The sequence below is a fragment of the Pseudocoprococcus catus genome, from assembly GCF_019734885.1.
Classification (GTDB): domain Bacteria; phylum Bacillota; class Clostridia; order Lachnospirales; family Lachnospiraceae; genus Coprococcus_A; species Coprococcus_A catus.
This window is the reverse complement of sequence record NZ_JAAXCM010000034.1, coordinates 101146-118145: the sequence shown is the minus strand read 5'-3', so window position 1 is coordinate 118145 and position 17000 is coordinate 101146. Positions and strand designations below refer to the sequence as shown.

Annotated in this window: 14 protein-coding genes; 2 read left to right on the top strand and 12 right to left on the bottom strand. The window is 44.1% G+C overall.

Features of this window, described 5'->3' with window-relative positions:
• The first annotated feature begins 354 nt into the window (after window positions 1–354).
• The gene (locus tag HED67_RS10255; protein WP_178437993.1) at window positions 355–1452 is read left to right on the top strand and encodes a prephenate dehydrogenase; all 1098 of its coding nucleotides are present in this window, start codon (window positions 355–357) and stop codon (window positions 1450–1452) included.
• A 126-nt stretch (window positions 1453–1578) separates the two neighbouring features.
• On the opposite strand, the gene HED67_RS10250 is transcribed toward HED67_RS10255, so the two are convergent.
• The 11 genes from HED67_RS10250 to pheS form a co-directional block, all read right to left on the bottom strand.
• Window positions 1579–2160, bottom strand: a complete 582-nt coding sequence (locus HED67_RS10250) for a TetR/AcrR family transcriptional regulator C-terminal domain-containing protein (RefSeq protein WP_221718241.1) — start codon at window positions 2158–2160, stop codon at window positions 1579–1581.
• Between the two features lie 118 nt (window positions 2161–2278).
• The gene (locus HED67_RS10245; RefSeq protein ID WP_221718240.1) at window positions 2279–3085 is read right to left on the bottom strand and encodes an alpha/beta fold hydrolase; all 807 of its coding nucleotides are present in this window, start codon (window positions 3083–3085) and stop codon (window positions 2279–2281) included.
• Between the two features lie 223 nt (window positions 3086–3308).
• Window positions 3309–4715: a radical SAM protein gene (locus tag HED67_RS10240; RefSeq protein WP_178437999.1), complete on the bottom strand. Its 1407-nt coding sequence runs from the start codon at window positions 4713–4715 to the stop codon at window positions 3309–3311.
• Between the two features lie 17 nt (window positions 4716–4732).
• A complete protein-coding gene (locus tag HED67_RS10235; protein WP_221718239.1) occupies window positions 4733–5305 on the bottom strand; it encodes a manganese efflux pump MntP in 573 nt (190 codons plus the stop codon).
• 150 nt (window positions 5306–5455) lie between these two features.
• Complete coding sequence (locus HED67_RS10230) at window positions 5456–7012, bottom strand: ABC-F family ATP-binding cassette domain-containing protein (protein WP_221718238.1); 1557 nt, start codon at window positions 7010–7012, stop codon at window positions 5456–5458.
• Window positions 7013–7041: 29 nt separating this feature from the next.
• Window positions 7042–7542: an SEC-C metal-binding domain-containing protein gene (locus HED67_RS10225; RefSeq protein WP_221718237.1), complete on the bottom strand. Its 501-nt coding sequence runs from the start codon at window positions 7540–7542 to the stop codon at window positions 7042–7044.
• A gap of 135 nt (window positions 7543–7677) precedes the next feature.
• On the bottom strand, window positions 7678–7875 hold the full coding sequence (locus HED67_RS10220; protein ID WP_221718236.1) for a hypothetical protein: 198 nt from the start codon (window positions 7873–7875) through the stop codon (window positions 7678–7680).
• Window positions 7876–7907: 32 nt separating this feature from the next.
• Window positions 7908–8840 (bottom strand): hypothetical protein, encoded by a 933-nt coding sequence (locus HED67_RS10215; RefSeq protein ID WP_178438005.1) that lies wholly within the window; start codon window positions 8838–8840, stop codon window positions 7908–7910.
• Window positions 8841–9060: 220 nt separating this feature from the next.
• The gene (queA, locus tag HED67_RS10210; protein ID WP_221718235.1) at window positions 9061–10086 is read right to left on the bottom strand and encodes a tRNA preQ1(34) S-adenosylmethionine ribosyltransferase-isomerase QueA; all 1026 of its coding nucleotides are present in this window, start codon (window positions 10084–10086) and stop codon (window positions 9061–9063) included.
• Window positions 10087–10099: 13 nt separating this feature from the next.
• Window positions 10100–12532 carry a phenylalanine--tRNA ligase subunit beta gene (pheT, locus tag HED67_RS10205; RefSeq protein ID WP_221718234.1) on the bottom strand — a complete coding sequence of 811 codons (2433 nt, stop codon included), beginning with the start codon at window positions 12530–12532 and terminating at the stop codon, window positions 10100–10102.
• A gap of 21 nt (window positions 12533–12553) precedes the next feature.
• Window positions 12554–13573: a phenylalanine--tRNA ligase subunit alpha gene (gene pheS / locus HED67_RS10200; RefSeq protein ID WP_015514280.1), complete on the bottom strand. Its 1020-nt coding sequence runs from the start codon at window positions 13571–13573 to the stop codon at window positions 12554–12556.
• A 525-nt stretch (window positions 13574–14098) separates the two neighbouring features.
• On the opposite strand from pheS, the gene HED67_RS10195 reads away from it, so the two are divergent.
• Window positions 14099–14944 (top strand): YihY/virulence factor BrkB family protein, encoded by an 846-nt coding sequence (locus tag HED67_RS10195; RefSeq protein ID WP_221718233.1) that lies wholly within the window; start codon window positions 14099–14101, stop codon window positions 14942–14944.
• Here the strand turns inward: HED67_RS10195 and HED67_RS10190 are convergent.
• The gene (locus HED67_RS10190) at window positions 14941–16962 is read right to left on the bottom strand and encodes a SpoIID/LytB domain-containing protein (RefSeq protein WP_221718232.1); all 2022 of its coding nucleotides are present in this window, start codon (window positions 16960–16962) and stop codon (window positions 14941–14943) included. The two genes, HED67_RS10195 and HED67_RS10190, sit on opposite strands and share 4 nt — an antisense overlap.
• Between the last annotated feature and the right edge of the window lie 38 nt (window positions 16963–17000).

The following is a 17000-nucleotide window of genomic DNA, read 5'->3' as shown; positions in this document are numbered from 1 at the left end:
CTTCTAATGCTGACATTATCTATTGAAGAAAACCCATGTCTATATTTTACTAAAAAGATAACGATTTTTCAAGTATTTTATTGATATTTGACAATAAATTCTGAAAATTATTTTCGAATATTCGAAATATTTTAACTAACAGATCAAATCAGGCATTTGTGAGTGTCTATTTTTGGTTTTTAGGGGCTGTGTTTACGCAGCAGAATAAAAATGAACCCTGCAATCTGAGAAAAAGAGGGGAATTTAATACTTTAAAGCCGTAAACCGTTGACTTTTAAGACGGTAAGTGTTAGACTGATAAAAGCTTAACTGTCTGACAGTTATTTGAATTTATGATACAAAAGGGGAAATATTATGTCTGAGAAAACAATCGGATTTATTGGCCTTGGGCTGATCGGCGGTTCTATTGCAAAGGCTCTTCGCCGTGTCCATCCGGAATATAGATTAATTGCATATAACCGTTCCAGAAGCAGCCTTGTAGAGGCGATGTCAGACGGAACGATCAATCAGGCGACAGATGTTATAGATAGTTCTTTTGCAGAATGTGATTTTATTTTTCTGTGTATGCCTGTTTCTGTGAATATCCAGTGCCTGAAGAAACTGAAGGATCTGGTACCGGATACATGTGTGATTACAGATGTAGGCAGTGTGAAGTCCACGATCCACGAGGCTGTCAGAGAACTTGGAATGGAAGCACGTTTTATCGGCGGGCATCCCATGGCGGGTTCTGAGAAAACAGGTTATGCCAGTGCCAGCGACCGGCTGCTTGAGAATGCTTACTATATTATAACACCGACACCCCTCTCCAACCCTGACAAGGTTGAAGAGATGCGGCAGCTTGTGACAGATACGGGGGCTGTTTCAATTGTGCTGGATTATGATGAGCATGATTACGCTACGGCAGCCATCAGCCATCTTCCCCATGTGATCGCCTACACATTAGTTAATCTTGTGAGAACATCCGACAATCCGAAGGGATTGATGCGCCAGCTGGCAGCAGGCGGCTTTAAGGATATTACGCGTATTGCTTCTTCTTCACCGGATATGTGGGAATCTATTTGTCTTGAGAATAAAGACCAGCTTTTGAAAGTGATCAATGCGTATAAATCTTCATTGGATGATATTGCGGAAGCTATCTGCCGGGATCAAGGGGAGAAACTGCATCACTTTTTTGAGGAAGCCAAGGATTACCGTGACAGTATGCCGATGAAGATGAAAGGCAGTATTGAGCCGGCATATGAGATTTATGTGGATTTGATTGATGAATCCGGTGCCATTGCAACAATTGCGACGATTCTGGCATCGAATCGCATCAGTATCAAGAATATCGGTATCCTGCATAATCGTGAATTTCAGGAAGGCGTGCTGAGAATTGAGTTTTATGAGAGAGATGCAGTAGAAAAAGCCACTGCCCTTTTGTCCAAGTATTCATACATCATTCATACGCGTTAAACAAGATGAAATACGCTTTGCGAAGTTCACTCGTTGTCTCAATATTCGGCAAGGCCACATGCAGGAATGGACTTTGCCGAATTATTCGTGTAGATAAGCAGATAAAAAGAAAACCTGTCGAAACATTTAGTTTCCGGCAGGTTTTTCTGTTGGAATAATAAAATCCTGTATTCTGTGACTGACAAGAAAAGCGTAGGCCTCCACCATATTCTCGGCGGTATACTCCTGGTTATTGCTCCGGATCCAGAGCTGAAGAAGATTGGCCAGTGAAATCGAATAAAAAGCGGCAACCATCTCAGGTGTCAGCAAAGGGTTAGTGGATTGACTTTCTATGTAAGAGAAATTGACCTCAGTGATAAAAAGCTGATACAGTGAATTCTTGACAATATCTTTAAATGCATTCTGCCCTGTGATTTCAAAAGCTTTCTTGTAGAAGGTGCAATCATTCTTCATGCATACAAACAATAGCTTCAGGCCTTCGGTATACATCTTCTGTTCGAACATGGAACGAACTTTTTCTATAATATTCTCATTGAAGATCCATTCAACAACTTCATATTTGTCACAAAAGTAATTATAAAAAGTCGGCCTGATGACGCCGGCCTCGTCTGTGATCATTTTGATTGTAATTTTCTCAAAGGGATGATCGTGCATAAGCACTTTTAAGCTTTCACCGATCAGCGCCTTGGTCATCTTCTTTCTTTCCATCCAATAATTCCTCCAAGTTGCATGTCGATTGCAACAATATTAGAAAGTATATCACAAAAAGAAGAAAATGCAAATACAATTATCATATATCTGAGAATATAAAAAAGTAATACTTACTTTAATATGTGATATTCCCTTCCAGAAGGCAGGTGAATTCCCGGGGGAGATCATAAGGACAATTGTGTCCGCCAGGGAAATAAAGCAGATCTGCTTTCAGTTTTTCAACAAGGATCTGAACCATTGGTTCTCTGGCACTTCCTCTGCTGTTCTCTCCAAGGCCAAGGGTGATGGGAATGCCTAGTCTTGAGAGGCGGTCGTAATCCGGTTGATAATCATGAAGTTCAGACAGTTCATGTTTGACAAAACAAAAGCAGTTTTTAAACATATGTTCTAATTCACTATCGGAGGCGGCACGTGCTCGGCTGTCCTTTTCTCCCATCAGAGGCAGAAACAGAGTCACGGCTTTTGCGTATTTTCTGTTTTCAGCTTTTGCCGTCACCTCTTCCATTGCTTGCTTGTAGGCATCGATGGCATCGGAATGTTCTCCATCTAACAGATCATTCTTTACAGGTTCATAAAGAAAAATACCTCTGATAAGTTCGGGATGGGTCAGAGCCAGTTCCATGGCAATCAGGGATCCTGCAGAATGTCCCACAACAAAACATGGTTCACCAATCAAGCGAATCAGGCGGCAGGCATCCTCAGCCTGAATATGGATACTGTGATCATCCGTCTCCTCATTTCGGCCGTATCCCCGTCGGTCATAAGTAAAAACTCTGTGATGCTTTGAAAGATGGGCAGCACAATCATTCCAGAAATCCGCATCCACACAGGCACCATGGATCAAAACAACCGGAGAACCATCATCTCCATACTGTCTGCCGTGTAAAAACGTATCAGTTGCTTCTATAATAAATGTTTTCATATTTTCATGCTCCATTACCTTCAGTTATCTTCATAGTATATCAACAGAATGATATCAGCAGGATATACTGAAATCATTAGCGGGTGCGGTCAAAAACTTCAAAAGAAAGCTTCAGCAGTTACAATTCGGACACAGGTGCTTCTGGGTGAATTGTAACTGCTGAAGCTATATGTTTATCTTTCGAATGCACCCCTATATGATGAGTGCGGTCACGTTGAAGAAATTACTTTTTGTAATTTGTATACTGTGGTGTCTTGTGCGTTTCTTCATCCCAGATTATATCTGCATGGCCCTTCCATTCGTCCGCATATGCTTTACACTTATTGCAGAGATGTTCAACTGTTTCCGGTGATTCCATGTTTGTCTGATGAGCGCCTGTTTCATGAACCATCTTCTGAAGGAACTCAGGGTTCTCAAGCATCGGGCAAGGACGCAGATGGTTGTTGTTGAATGGCTGACCGTTATGATAAGCCATAAACAACGGGCTCTGGAGAATCTCAAGGATGGAATTCTCATGAATGTTTGTGTTGGAGAAATGGATGAATACACAAGGTTCTGCGTCACCTGCGGAGTTAATGTGGAAGTAGTTTCGTCCGCCTGCGATACATCCGCCGACATATTCACCGTCATTCTGGAAATCCATTGGGAAGAAACCGATATCACACTGTGGAGAACGGATCTCACGGATACGTTTGATCATGTATTCACGCTGTTCCATTGTAGGCATCAGGTCAAGAACTGCATTGTTGCCCACTGGCATATAATGGAAATAGAATCCAAAACGGGCACCTTTATCAGCAATCATTCTTAAGAACTCATCGCTTGTAACGGCTTCGATATTGGCACGTGTATAGCAGATGGATGTACCGAAGATAATACCGTATTTCTTCAGCAGATCCATGGCTTTCATAACTGCTGCATAGTGACCGTCACCACGGCGTGCATCATTGGTTTCAGGCGTTCCTTCAATAGAAAGCTGGAAAGTAATATTGCCGAGACGAACCACTTCCTTACAGAAATCTTCATCAATCAATGTAGAGTTTGTGTAGATTGAAAGCTCAACATCGTTATGCTTCTCTGCAAGACGAAGAATGTCGGCCTTACGTACAAGCGGTTCACCGCCTGTCATCATATACAGATAAACGCCAAGTTCTTTGCCTTCTGTGATGATCTTATCCATATCATCGAAGCTCAGATTAGCCTTGTGACCGTATGTACCGGACCAGCATCCCTGACAATGCATATTGCAGGCGGATGTCGGGTCAAAGAGAATCAGCCACGGAATATTGCAGTGGTAGATTTCACGGTTCTTACGGATCATCTTTGTGCCGCGGAAGAAAGCTTCAAAACCAAGATTCAATGCAGCCATTTTGGCAACATGAGGATTTGTTTCATCCAATACGCGATTGATGAATTTAATCCATCTGTTATCAGGATCTTTGATAGCTGTTCTAACCTTATCGTAATCTTCTTTGGAAAATCCATTGCCCCAGAATTGTTCCGCCCAGTCTACTAATTCAAGAAATCCTTTTTCTCTGTCTTTGTCTACCATCGCAAGGACTTTGTCGATGATAACACTGGCAGCTGCACGCTGCGCTTTATGTGAAATTTTGTCTAATGTTGTATTCATATTTCAATCCTCCTGATTTATGCTAAATATTTAAGTACGACATCTACAGCGGAAATCAATAGCAGGATACCGCCAATACCGTATGCTTTTGTCTTCTGTTCGTATCCAAGCTGCATGCCGGTGTACAATCCAAGTATAACCATAAATGCTGTAACAATCAGTATGCTTAAGGCTACAATATAGAATCTGGCCTGCAAAAGACCAAATCCCATGCCGGCAAAAAGTGCGTCAAGACTGGTGAAAAAAGCGGCTGCAGAAAGCTGCTTGTAATTAATATCACTGAGTCTCTCAAGAATGCCTTCGTTTTTCCAGGCCTTGTATAACATATATGCACCCATTACTGTAAAAATGATAACGGAAATTGATTCCCCGATATAACTGACATTATGTGCAATATCAGCCAGATAAGGAATCAATGTGACTGTATGGCCAATGGCAACGGCAGCCACCTGCCAGGCACAGAAAAACAAACTCATCTTCAGGAGCTTAGACTTTTCTATATTCAAAAGAACTGCTCCCTGACACACAACAACAGCATAGACATCTAAAGACAACCCAATGGAAATGATAAGTATCTCTATCAGACTCATATCGGACCTCCAGTCCTTTTATTTATTTCCTGTTTACTTCAGCCTGTCTGCTGGCAATTAGTACTATAAAAGAAATTGACTGGAAAGTACAGATTCACAAAAAGGCAAATGTTCAATAAAAAGCTACAAAAGGATTAAAATGTCGTATTTTTAAAAAATTTTAGTTGTCCATTTTGTGCAGTCCCAGACATCTGTGGCCAGACCGTCATAAAAGTCCGGTTCATGGCAGACCATTAAAATACTGCCGTTATAGTCCAGCAATGCACGTTTTAATTCATCTTTGGCATCCACATCCAGATGGTTGGTAGGCTCATCCAGAAGCAGGACGTTGGTCTCACGGTTGATTAATTTGCAGAGACGGACTTTGGCCTGCTCACCGCCGCTTAAGACACGGACCTGGCTCTCAATATGTTTGGTTGTCAGGCCGCATTTGGCCAGTGCTGACCGGACTTCATACTGGCTGAAGGATGGAAATTCATCCCAGAGTGTTTCGATACAGGTTTTCGCGCCGTCTCCGGTCATCTCCTGTTCAAAATAACCGATATTCAGATAATCACCTTGTTCCACGCTTCCTCTGATGGATGGGATGAGACCGAGAATACTCTTTAACAGCGTTGTTTTACCAATACCGTTGGCACCGGTCAGGACAATCTTCTGTCCGCGTTCCATCTCAAGATTCAACGGTGTTGACAAAGGCTCATCATAACCGATAACAAGATCTTTTGTCTGGAAAATATAGCGGCTTGGTGTGCGGGAAAGTTTAAAGTTAAATTCCGGTTTCGGTTTTTCGGCTGCCAGTTCAATTACATCCATTTTGTCCAGTTTCTTCTGTCGGGACATGGCCATATTGCGGGTAGCGACTCTGGCTTTGTTGCGGGCAACAAAGTCCTTCAACTGGGCAATCTCTTTCTGTTGTTTATTGTAAGCAGCTTCCAGTTGGGCTTTCTTCATGGCATAAATATCCTGGAACTGGTCGTAATTGCCTACATAACGATCCAGACGCTGATTCTCCATATGATAAATCAAATTGACCACGGAGTTCAGGAATGGAATATCGTGGGAAATAAGAATGAAAGCATTCTCATAGTCATTCAGGTAACGTTTCAGCCATTCAATATGGAGGACATCCAGATAGTTGGTAGGCTCATCCAAAAGCAGGATGTCCGGTTTTTCAAGGAGAAGCTTGGCCAGCAGGACTTTGGTACGCTGGCCGCCGCTTAAATCAGTGACATCCCTGTCAAGGCCAATATCTGTCAGACCAAGTGCCCGGGCTACTTCATCCACCTTGCTGTCGATCATGTAAAAATCATGCATCATAAGAAGATCCTGAATGGTGCCGAGTTCCTCCATGGCCGCATCCATCTCATCCTGTGACATCTCGCCCATGTTGTCACAGAGATGATTCATCTTCTCTTCCATCTCAAAAAGGAAGTCAAAGGCGGATGTCAGCACCTGACGGACCGTCATGCCCTTTTCAAGGACTGTGTGCTGGTCAAGATAACCGACACGGACATTTTTGGCCCATTCAATCTTACCTTCGTCAGGCATCAGTTTGCCTGTAATAATACTCATAAAAGTAGACTTACCTTCACCGTTGGCGCCGATAAGTCCAATATGTTCTCCCGCCAGCATCCGGAAAGAGACATCCTGAAAGATGGCTCTGTCTCCGAATCCGTGGGATAAATGTTCAACATTTAAAATACTCATAAAAACCTCTGTTCAGACTTAAGCAGTGATTAACGTCCACAGCACTGTTTGTACTTCTTGCCGCTTCCGCATGGGCATGGATCATTACGTCCGATCTTCTTGCCTTTAACAACAGTCATAGATTTCTTCTGGGCTTTGTAGAGCTCTTTTCTGCGTTCTTCTGTCAGAAGTGCATCCCATTGAGGCAGGTTGTAAAGCCAATCAGCTTTTGCAGCAACCATATTGTAGTACAGCTTCTCAAGGTCGATATCAACAGTAACTTCTGATTCAGCAACGATTGTATCAACCGGGTTTGGTGTCTTTAAGCTTTCGTTGATACCATCAAGGAATCCGCCGAAACGAACGACATCCATGCCGTATTTCTCAGCGAGTTCAGCGACAGTGCCTTTCTCAACTTCAACAGGTTTTGTCAGCATCTTCTCATAAACTGCCTTTTCCTGCATATAGTAATCTGTCCAGAACTTTTGTGCTGTTGCCTGATCTGTATTGTACTGGTTTGCAAGTACTTCCCAATCTTCCATTAAACTCATGTTATTCACCTTATCCTTTATTTTATAAAATTTAATGACAATTTCTGTATTCTGCCTCTGAAAAAGAAACAGGACACACCTTATCAAATTATAAAAGATGTGCCCTGTTTTGTCAAATCATTTATGTGCAGGATATTATCTGAAATTATTATTTTCCGCTGCAGCATAAGCGGCATCAAAGAAATATTCCTGGGAATTGAGGGGAGGCAGGACATCATGTTTTATGATCTGCGGTATCAGCGGTTGGGATTCGTCCAGCAGCTTCTGATCGATCAGAGAGCCGACGCGTACCATAAAGAATTCGTCAAGACTTGCAAAAAATGCCGATGACAATCAAATCCCGTCATCGGCATGGTATATGTTGATTATTCTACAAGGACGTCTTCAATCTCTGATTGGAGTGTCTCTTTCAGGTGCTGTTCCTCATCCAGCATGCGTTCCAGTTCTTCGAGAACGTACTCAATCTCGGTTTTAATCCCTTGAACCTGTTCTTTGGATTGCTTGATACGCTTTTGAACAGCCAGATCTGCAAAGATGCCATCAAAAAAGTAATCTGCAAAACGCAGGAAATCATCTGTGTTGACATGAACATCCCTCTGAACGGAGATATCAGTCAATTCTGTGTTGAAGTGTCTGAGATCCATCTGGAGTTCGGTAATATAGCTCTGGGCATCGTCCAGATTGCCGTGTTTGGCTGCTGTGCTGAGTAAACCGCCGCCGAGGATATCCCATGTGCCCCATGCTTCTGCATTGTCAAGCTTGCCAAGTACACAATCTGTTGTAAAAGCGGCCTTCTGTCCTGCTGAAATAGCTTCCTGAAGTTCTTTGATACGGCTGCTGCAGGCAGATATCTGTTCATCGAGATGAAGCAATCTGTCCGCTTTGTCTGAATTCCTGAGACGAATTCCGTCCTCTCTTGCCTTCAACAATTCATTGTAGGTTGCTTCGCATCCTTTGAGGTAATCCAGTTCTTTCACATATGTATCAATATGATATTGAATCGCCTTTAATTCCTGGCTGGCAGCTTCATATTTCACGGAGGCTGCATATGCTTCCTTCTGTTCCTTCGTCATCTTCTCGTCGATTTTGCCGATGAGGCTGTAAAAAAGGGCTGTCAGGCCCCTGTCTTCTAAACGGTCTACATCCTTTTGCTCATCTTCTTTTTCCTGTCGCAGTTCTTCAACCTTTTCCTTCTGTTCTTTTTCCTGAACATACAAATTGTCAAGCATGGATGTCAGATGTGCTTTTCTGCCAATCTGTTCTCTGAGTTTTTGAAGCTGTTCCCTGTCTACGTCCATATATAATCCTTTCCTTTTTGTAGTAATAAAATAATATTGCGGTGTCATTCCATTGACATCATACGCTCCATTATAACACTATGAGTGCTTAGTTGTCTATGGATTTTCAACATTATCTTTAATGGACTCTTTTGAAAAAAGAAAGGCATATGCCGGCAGATAACTGCAACATATGCCTTTTGTTCAGCCCGTTTTGAAGTCACTTTGCGGTCAAAACAGGTTATTTTATAAACATCGCATCCCCGAAGCTGAAGAAACGATAACGCTCCTGAACAGCTGTTTCGTAGGCATGCATAATATGCTCTTTGCCTGCCAGTGCGGAGACGAGCATTAAAAGTGTTGATTCCGGAAGATGGAAATTGGTGATGAGCGCATCAATGCATTTGAATTTGTAGCCCGGATAGATGAAAATCTCCGTCCATCCGCCTGCAGCATGCATGGTGCCGTCTTCATCCGCCACGGATTCCAGTGTACGTGTGCTGGTGGTACCAACGGCGATGACTCTGCCGCCGCGTTTTTTTGTATCATTGATGATATCAGCGGCTTCTTGAGTGACCTGATAATACTCAGAGTGCATATGGTGCTGTGTCACATCCTCCACCTTGACAGGACGGAATGTGCCCAGGCCCACATGAAGGGTCACACGGGCGATGCGGATGCCTTTGGCTTCAATGGCCGCCAGAAGTTCCGGTGTAAAATGCAGTCCGGCTGTGGGTGCAGCGGCACTGCCTTCATGTTTGGCATAGACTGTCTGGTAACGGTTTTTGTCCTGAAGCTTGTGGGTGATATATGGCGGCAGCGGCATTTCACCTAACTGGTCAAGGATTTCTTCAAAAATACCTTCGTATTCGAAATGGATCAGACGGTTGCCCTCTTCCACTACATCAATGACTTCTGCTTTCAGACGTCCGTCACCAAATGTCAGGCGGGTACCCGGTTTTGCTTTTTTGCCTGGGCGAACCAGTGTCTCCCAGACATCATTTTCTCTTCTCTTCAATAAGAGAATTTCAATGTGGGCGCCGGTATCTTCTTTGATACCGTAGAGTCTTGCCGGAATGACCTTTGTATCATTGATAACAAGGCAGTCTTCAGGGTTTAAATATTCAATAATATCCTTGAAGATATGATGGCTGATCTCACCGCTTTCGCGGTCAAGCACCATGAGTCTGGAGCTTGACCGGTCTTCTAACGGATCCTGAGCGATCAGTTCTTCAGGAAGATCGTAATAAAAATCACTTGTTTTCATTGTCTGTCAGCCTCTATTTTCTCAGTTCGATGCCAAGGTCTTCAAGGCCGGCAATGATCTTGTCCATAGCCGCTGTGATATCTTTTTCTTCCAGTGTTCTGTCGTTTGCTCTGAAAGTGATGGAGTAAGCAACGGACTTGTAACCTGGTTTGATCTGTGAACCTTCGTAGATATCAAACAGATGGTAGCTTTCAAGATGATGACCACCCTTTTCGCGGATGACTTTTTCAATCTGACCAACAAGGATGTCTTTCTTAACCACCATACTGATATCACGGTTTACAGCAGGATGTTTGGCAATGCCCTTGAAATGACGGTCAAATGTTGCCATTTCTGTAATGACAGGCATATCAAGAACGGCAATGTAAGCACGTGTCTTCAGGTCATAGTTTTCGCATACTTCCGGATGAACTTCACCCATGTAGCCGATGACTTTGCCCTGGTAAATGATGTTGGCCTGACGACCCGGATGCAGAAAGCTTTTTCCGGCATTTGGATCATAATCAACGATATCATGCATACCTGCTCTTTCAAGGAATTCCTCCACAACACCTTTCATTGTGAAGAAATCGCCTTCACCGTAGAAACCGAGTGTAAATTGAACACGTTCATCAGCGTATTCTGTCAGTGGCAGTGATTTAGGCAGATAAATCTTGGCCATTTCGTATAATTTTACATCTTTGTTGCGGCGGTTGAAGTTTCTTGCCAGAGAAACAAGCATGCCGTTTAAAGGTGTTGTCTTCATGATACTGTAATCTTCACCCTGTGGGTTGGCAATAGTGATTGCCTGACGCAGCGGATCATCAGCATCCAGGCGGAGTTTGTCAAATACCTTCGGACTTTCAAAGGAGAAAGTCATACCTTCGGAGAATCCGCAGAATTCAGCAGTTTCCTTGGCAACATCTTCGACTCTGTGCTTGAAGGAAACTTTACCGCTGGTGGATTCGCCGCTTGGCAGTGTTGAAGGAATATTGGAGTAGCCATAGAATCTTGCAACTTCCTCAGCAAGGTCTGCTGTGCCCAGAAGATCTTGTCTGAATGTCGGGATAATCATGACATTTCTGTCAGCATCGTATTCAAGCTCCAGTGACTTGAAGTAACCAAGCATCTGTTCAGCAGATAAATCAGTACCAAGGAGACGGTTAATTCTCTCAGGCTGGAAAGGAATTTCATGAGGCTCTTTGACTTTGCCGTAAACGTCTACCATACCGCCGACAACTTCGCCACAGCCCAGCACTTCGATTAACTGGCAGGCACGGTCGATGGCTGCGCTGGCATTATTCGGATCCAGACCCTTTTCGAATTTGCTCTGGGCATCGGTACGCATACCGAGCTTCTTGCCGGAGAGACGGATATTGGTGCCGTCAAAGCAGGCTGCTTCAAATAAAATAGCATCTACGTCATCTGTGATCATGGAATTTTCGCCACCCATGATACCTGCGATACCAACTGGTTTCTCTGCATCACAGATCATCAGCATAGAGTTGTCCAGTGTTCTCTCCTGGCCATCCAGAGTAACAAATTTCTCATTGTCTTCGGCACGGCGGACAATGATCTTCTGGCCTGCGATGGTAGAAAGGTCATAGGCATGCATTGGCTGACCGTATTCTTCCATGACATAGTTGGTAATATCGACGATGTTGTTGATCGGACGGATGCCCTGAGCCGCCAGACGACGCTGCATCCATTCAGGAGATGGTCCCACCTTGATATTCTTAACCACACGGGCTGTGTAGCGCGGACACAGCTCTGTATCTTTGACTTCAACGCTGATAAAATCGTTGACATCCTCATCGTTGCCTGTTGGTTCTACAACCGGCGGACAAAATGGTTTGTCGAATGTAACAGCAGCTTCTCTTGCAATACCGAGGATACTGAAGCAGTCTACACGGTTGGATGTGATCTCGTATTCAATAACAGCGTCATCTAAGCCCAAAGCCTTGACAGCGTTGTCACCCGGTTTGATATCTTCTCTGTTCTTAAAGATGTAGATACCGTTTTCAGGGGCATCCGGATACATATCGCGGCTGGAACCCAGTTCTTCGATGGAACACATCATACCGTTACTTGGTACACCGCGGAGTTTGCCCTTTTTGATTTTGATGCCCTCTTCCGGAGGGGTGCTGCCGTCATGACCGCCGGCAACTCTTCCGCCTGCAAGGACAACCGGAACAACAGCGCCCTCAAAGACGTTTGGTGCACCTGTGACTATCTGTACAGGTTCTTCCTGACCAACATTCACCTGGCAGATGACCAGTTTGTCGGCATCAGGATGTTTTTCGATTTTTAAAATCTGTCCGACAACGATATTCTCGAGATTCTTGTCTAACTCGACATAATATTCACCCTTTGAACCGGATAATGTCATGGCATCCAGATATTCCTGAGGTGTCAGATCCTCAATACCCGGTACAAGGTCTTTAATCCATTTTAATGATGTTCTCATAATCTATTTTCCTCCTGCTGCTTAGAACTGTTTCAGAAATCTGATGTCATTTTCATAGAGATGATGCATGTCATCAATTTCGTATTTGAGCATGGCGATACGCTCAAGGCCGACACCGAATGCAAAGCCCTGATATTCTTCAGGATCAATGCCGCACATTTCAAATACATGCGGATGCACCATACCGCAGCCAAGGATTTCAATCCAGCCTTCACCTTTACACATTCTGCAGCCTTTGCCGCCGCATTTGAAGCATGTGACATCCATTTCGGCACTTGGTTCTGTGAATGGGAAATGATGCGGTCTGAACTTGACCTTTGTATCTTCGCCGAAAAGCTGTTTTGCAAATTCAGCCAGTGTGCCCTTCAGATCGGCAAATGTGACATTCTTGTCAACGACAAGGCCTTCAATCTGGTGGAAGTTCGGTGAATGCGTAGCATCCAGTTCATCGGCACGGAATACACGGCCCGGTGCGATCATACGGATCGGCAGCGGCTGAGTTTCCATGGTATGGATCTGTGTACCGGATGTCTGTGTACGAAGCAGCAGATCCTTGGTGATGTAGAATGTATCCTGTTCATCTTTGGCAGGATGATTGGCAGGAATGTTCAAAGCCTCAAAGTTGTAGTAGTCAAACTCAATCTCAGGTCCTTCTACAACTTCATAACCCATACCTGTAAAGATACGTTCAACTTCTTCCTGGGCAATGCTGTTTGGGTGGCGGTGACCCAGGTGGTTCTTCTTTGCCGGAAGTGTCACATCGATGACTTCGGATTTGAGCTGAAGTTCTCTGGCTTTTGCAGCAAGATCTTTCTTCATCGTATCAAGAGAATTTTCAATTTCCTGACGGGCTTCATTGACCATCTGGCCGAATGCCGGACGTTCTTCAGGCGGGATATCTCTCATGGATTTCATAATGGCTGTCAGTTCGCCTTTTTTACCTAAAAAGGAAACACGGATATCATTCAGTGCATCCATACCACCGGCAGCTTTGATCTGGGCGATGGCTTCATTTCTAATTTTTTGCAGTCTGTCCTTCATTGTACGACTCGTATGAAAAAATCATACGCTCCTTTCTTTGACTAATCTTATTTTGACTGTGGATGTGGTTTGCAGGCAGGTATGTATTTGCGCGCAAAAGTGCATAAAAAAAGTCCCTTTATGAAAAATAAAGGGACGAATTCATTCCGCGGTACCACCCTGCTTCCCCGTTCAAATCGAAGTTATTCAAAAATGACATATAGCGGGGCACTTGGAGATGCTTAACGGGCATCGGCGGTATCTCCTACTTGGTATATGGTTCAGAGATACAGCTCCTGTGGGAAATTCAGTCATCATCAGAACTTAAGGCAGCTTCCAGCCAATGGCTCCCTCTCTCTGTAAGGAAATGATAACCTGATACAGATATGCATATACTATACATAATCTGCAGCACATTCACAGCTTTTGTTCATGTTTTATTTTAACATATTCAAAAAGCTTGTCAATAGGTCATCTTCACAGTTGTTAATTTTTGTAATCTATGATAAGATGAGGACATGTGACATTTTAATGAGGGGGGAATCTATGCGTACAGTTTTGCGCTGGGTCAAGGGATTTTTGAAGAAGAATACAGAAGATCATCTGGGAGCTTATGCTTCACAGGCGGCCTATTTTATTGTACTCTCTGCATTTCCATTCTGTATCTTCTTGCTGACTCTTTTGCGGTATTCACCGCTGACCCATGAAGATCTGCTGAATATTCTCCAGATGTTATCGCCGAAGATGGCCAATGATGTCATTCGTTCGGTTATGAAGGAAGTTTATGAGCAGTCTACGATTGCGATTACATCGTTTACAATCATCTTTGTTCTCTGGTCGGCAGGACGAGGGATTTTGTCCATTACCAGGGGAATTAACGAGATTTATCATATCAATGAAACACGAAATTATTTTTATATACGGTTTATCTCAGCTGTGTACACACTGTGGCTGGCTGTGGCACTGATCGTGACGCTGGGCCTTCTTGTATTCGGTAATGTTATTTACCGAAAGGTGATACAGCTTCTGCCTGTATTACACGATTTTGCGGCCTTTGTCATCAGTATCCGCATGCTGATCATCTTCTGTCTGCTGACCTTGTTTTTCATATTTGTGTACAGAGTTCTGCCGAATAAGAAGACACCGCTTCTATATGTGCTGCCGGGAGCGATTTCCTGCTCCATCGGATGGATGATCACTTCCAGCATTTTTGCCATCTATTTTAACACTTCACATAGTTTTACCTATATGTACGGCAGTTTGGCAGGTATCATGATGATCATGCTCTGGCTTTATACATGTATGTATCAGCTTTTTCTTGGTGCGGAGCTGAACAATCTGCTGCATCCCGAATCCATTTCAGGGGACACAGCAGAAAATATTTTCAATTAAGATTCATGACCATTGAGGGGACTGACATTTTCGATGTCGATCCCCTCAAAAAAGTATTTCAGTATTTCTTTATAATCATATCCTTTTTCTGCCAGTTCATTGGCACCATTCTGGCTTAGTCCGGCACCGTGGCCGAAACCGCCGCCATATATTTTGTAGCTGGTTATCTCTTCGGTATCACGAATTGCTTCAAGGAAAAAATAACCGCTGGGCAGCAGGGACATGCCCTTTCTGATGCTGCCATCCTGCAGGGTGATGGTTTCCTCTGCCGAAGGTGCAAGAAGGCACCGGATATTGTATTCTCCGCTGACGGTCAGTTCCTGATCCCTGCCTGTCAGTTTTATTTGCTGCAAGACCCCGCTTGCGGCCCTTTCTGTCACTTCTACCTGCAAAATATCATCTGCTTTTACTGTGCCGTCTGAAGATAAAAGGGTGAAGCGTTTCGGATCTGCAGCCATCCGTCTGGCAAACAATTCAGATATATTGGACCGGATAGTCGTCATAGAAAGGGTTACCTGCCATCGGAACCAGGGGTCGGATGCTTCAAGATAAGTATCTGCCTCCGGATGTAGGATAAAATCTACAAAAGCAGCTTCTGAAGAAAGTGCACACAACGTCGGCGGTTCTGTTTCCAACCGTGCAGTCATATAGGAATCTCCCTGTCCTGTATCGGGATAAGTCCAGATATCATCATCGGATGAAAGACTTCCGCATGAGGAAGAAAAATACTTGGCGGATGCAATCTGCTGATGAAAGGACAGAACTTCTCCGGCGGTGGATTCTACGGCATTGTCTGTTCGCGGATCAGTGTTCTGATTCATATAAACCTGACAGGCGGTGCTGTCGTTTAAATCTGCAAATGAATATTTGGGATTTTGAATAGCGGTAAAGGCATAGCTTCTGGCACAGACCGTTTGGGATTTTAAAGCTTCTGATGCATAGGAAGCCGGCATTTCGCTGGGAACAACGCCCTTTAAATATTCTTCTACAGGGAGGATATTGACAAGATAAAGGCTGTCACCGGCTCTGATCACACGCAGACGCCCGGTATAAGCAGGCTGTCCGAAGCTTCTGTTAAGACTGGCAACACAGACAGGCTGCCCGTTCTCAGTGGTTATTTCGGCTGTATCGCCCTCTTCGGAAAAATCCTGTATTGTCAGTTCTGCCATTTCACCGGCTGCGTGCTGAATGGTTTTGTCTTTGAATGTCATTTGCCATGGGGCTTCACTGGTCAGAATAATGGTTGTGTGTGCTTCTGATGTGAAATCATCATTCATCAGACAAACCCGGATATCCGAAGTGATGTCGGGATACCGGAGGGGTTCATTTTGTTTTTTCGGATCGGGTTGTGCAGTATTGGTTTCGTGAAAAGTCAGGCTATCAGTTTCTGTGACATTCATTATTTCTGGGTGTGTATCCTTCTTAGGGCAGATTATCAGCATTTGATCGCCGACAATATATGCTGTGACCGGTTGCCCTAGATAGGGTTCAAGTACAAGTCCCTGGCTGCTGTAAATACCGGAGTCTGTTTTTACCTGCCATCTGTCCAAAGAACTGTCGCCAGATGGCAGGGCTTCTATGGTAAGTGTCCTGGTGATGGCCATTTCATGCTGGGAAAGCCACAGATTAAAATATTGCAGCCATTTTTCAAGGGGAATCGGTCTGGTTTTCCTGATGATAGGAACAGACATCGAAATCCCCAGCCTGGCGGCAATATCGGAGGCTTCCTGCCATGTAAGAAGGTTTGTTGGATGAAACAGATCACCGTCTTTTTTCATCAGTCCGTCTGTAAGGACAGCGGTTATTTCATCGGCATACCACAGATTGCTGTCAACATCAATAAGCGGTTCGGCACTCTTTGAACTGTTCTCATTCATGTCGCAGACGGTCCAGGCCAGCATTCGTGCAGTCTGGGCACGGGTAATTCCCTGTGTGCTGTTTTGCCGAAAGAAATGTTTGTAAAATAAAAAAAGAGTCATCGCTGCCAGAAGCAGGATGACCGGTTGCATTCTTTTCATGGCGGTCTCCTGTCCTTGATTGCAGTATCAAACACTCT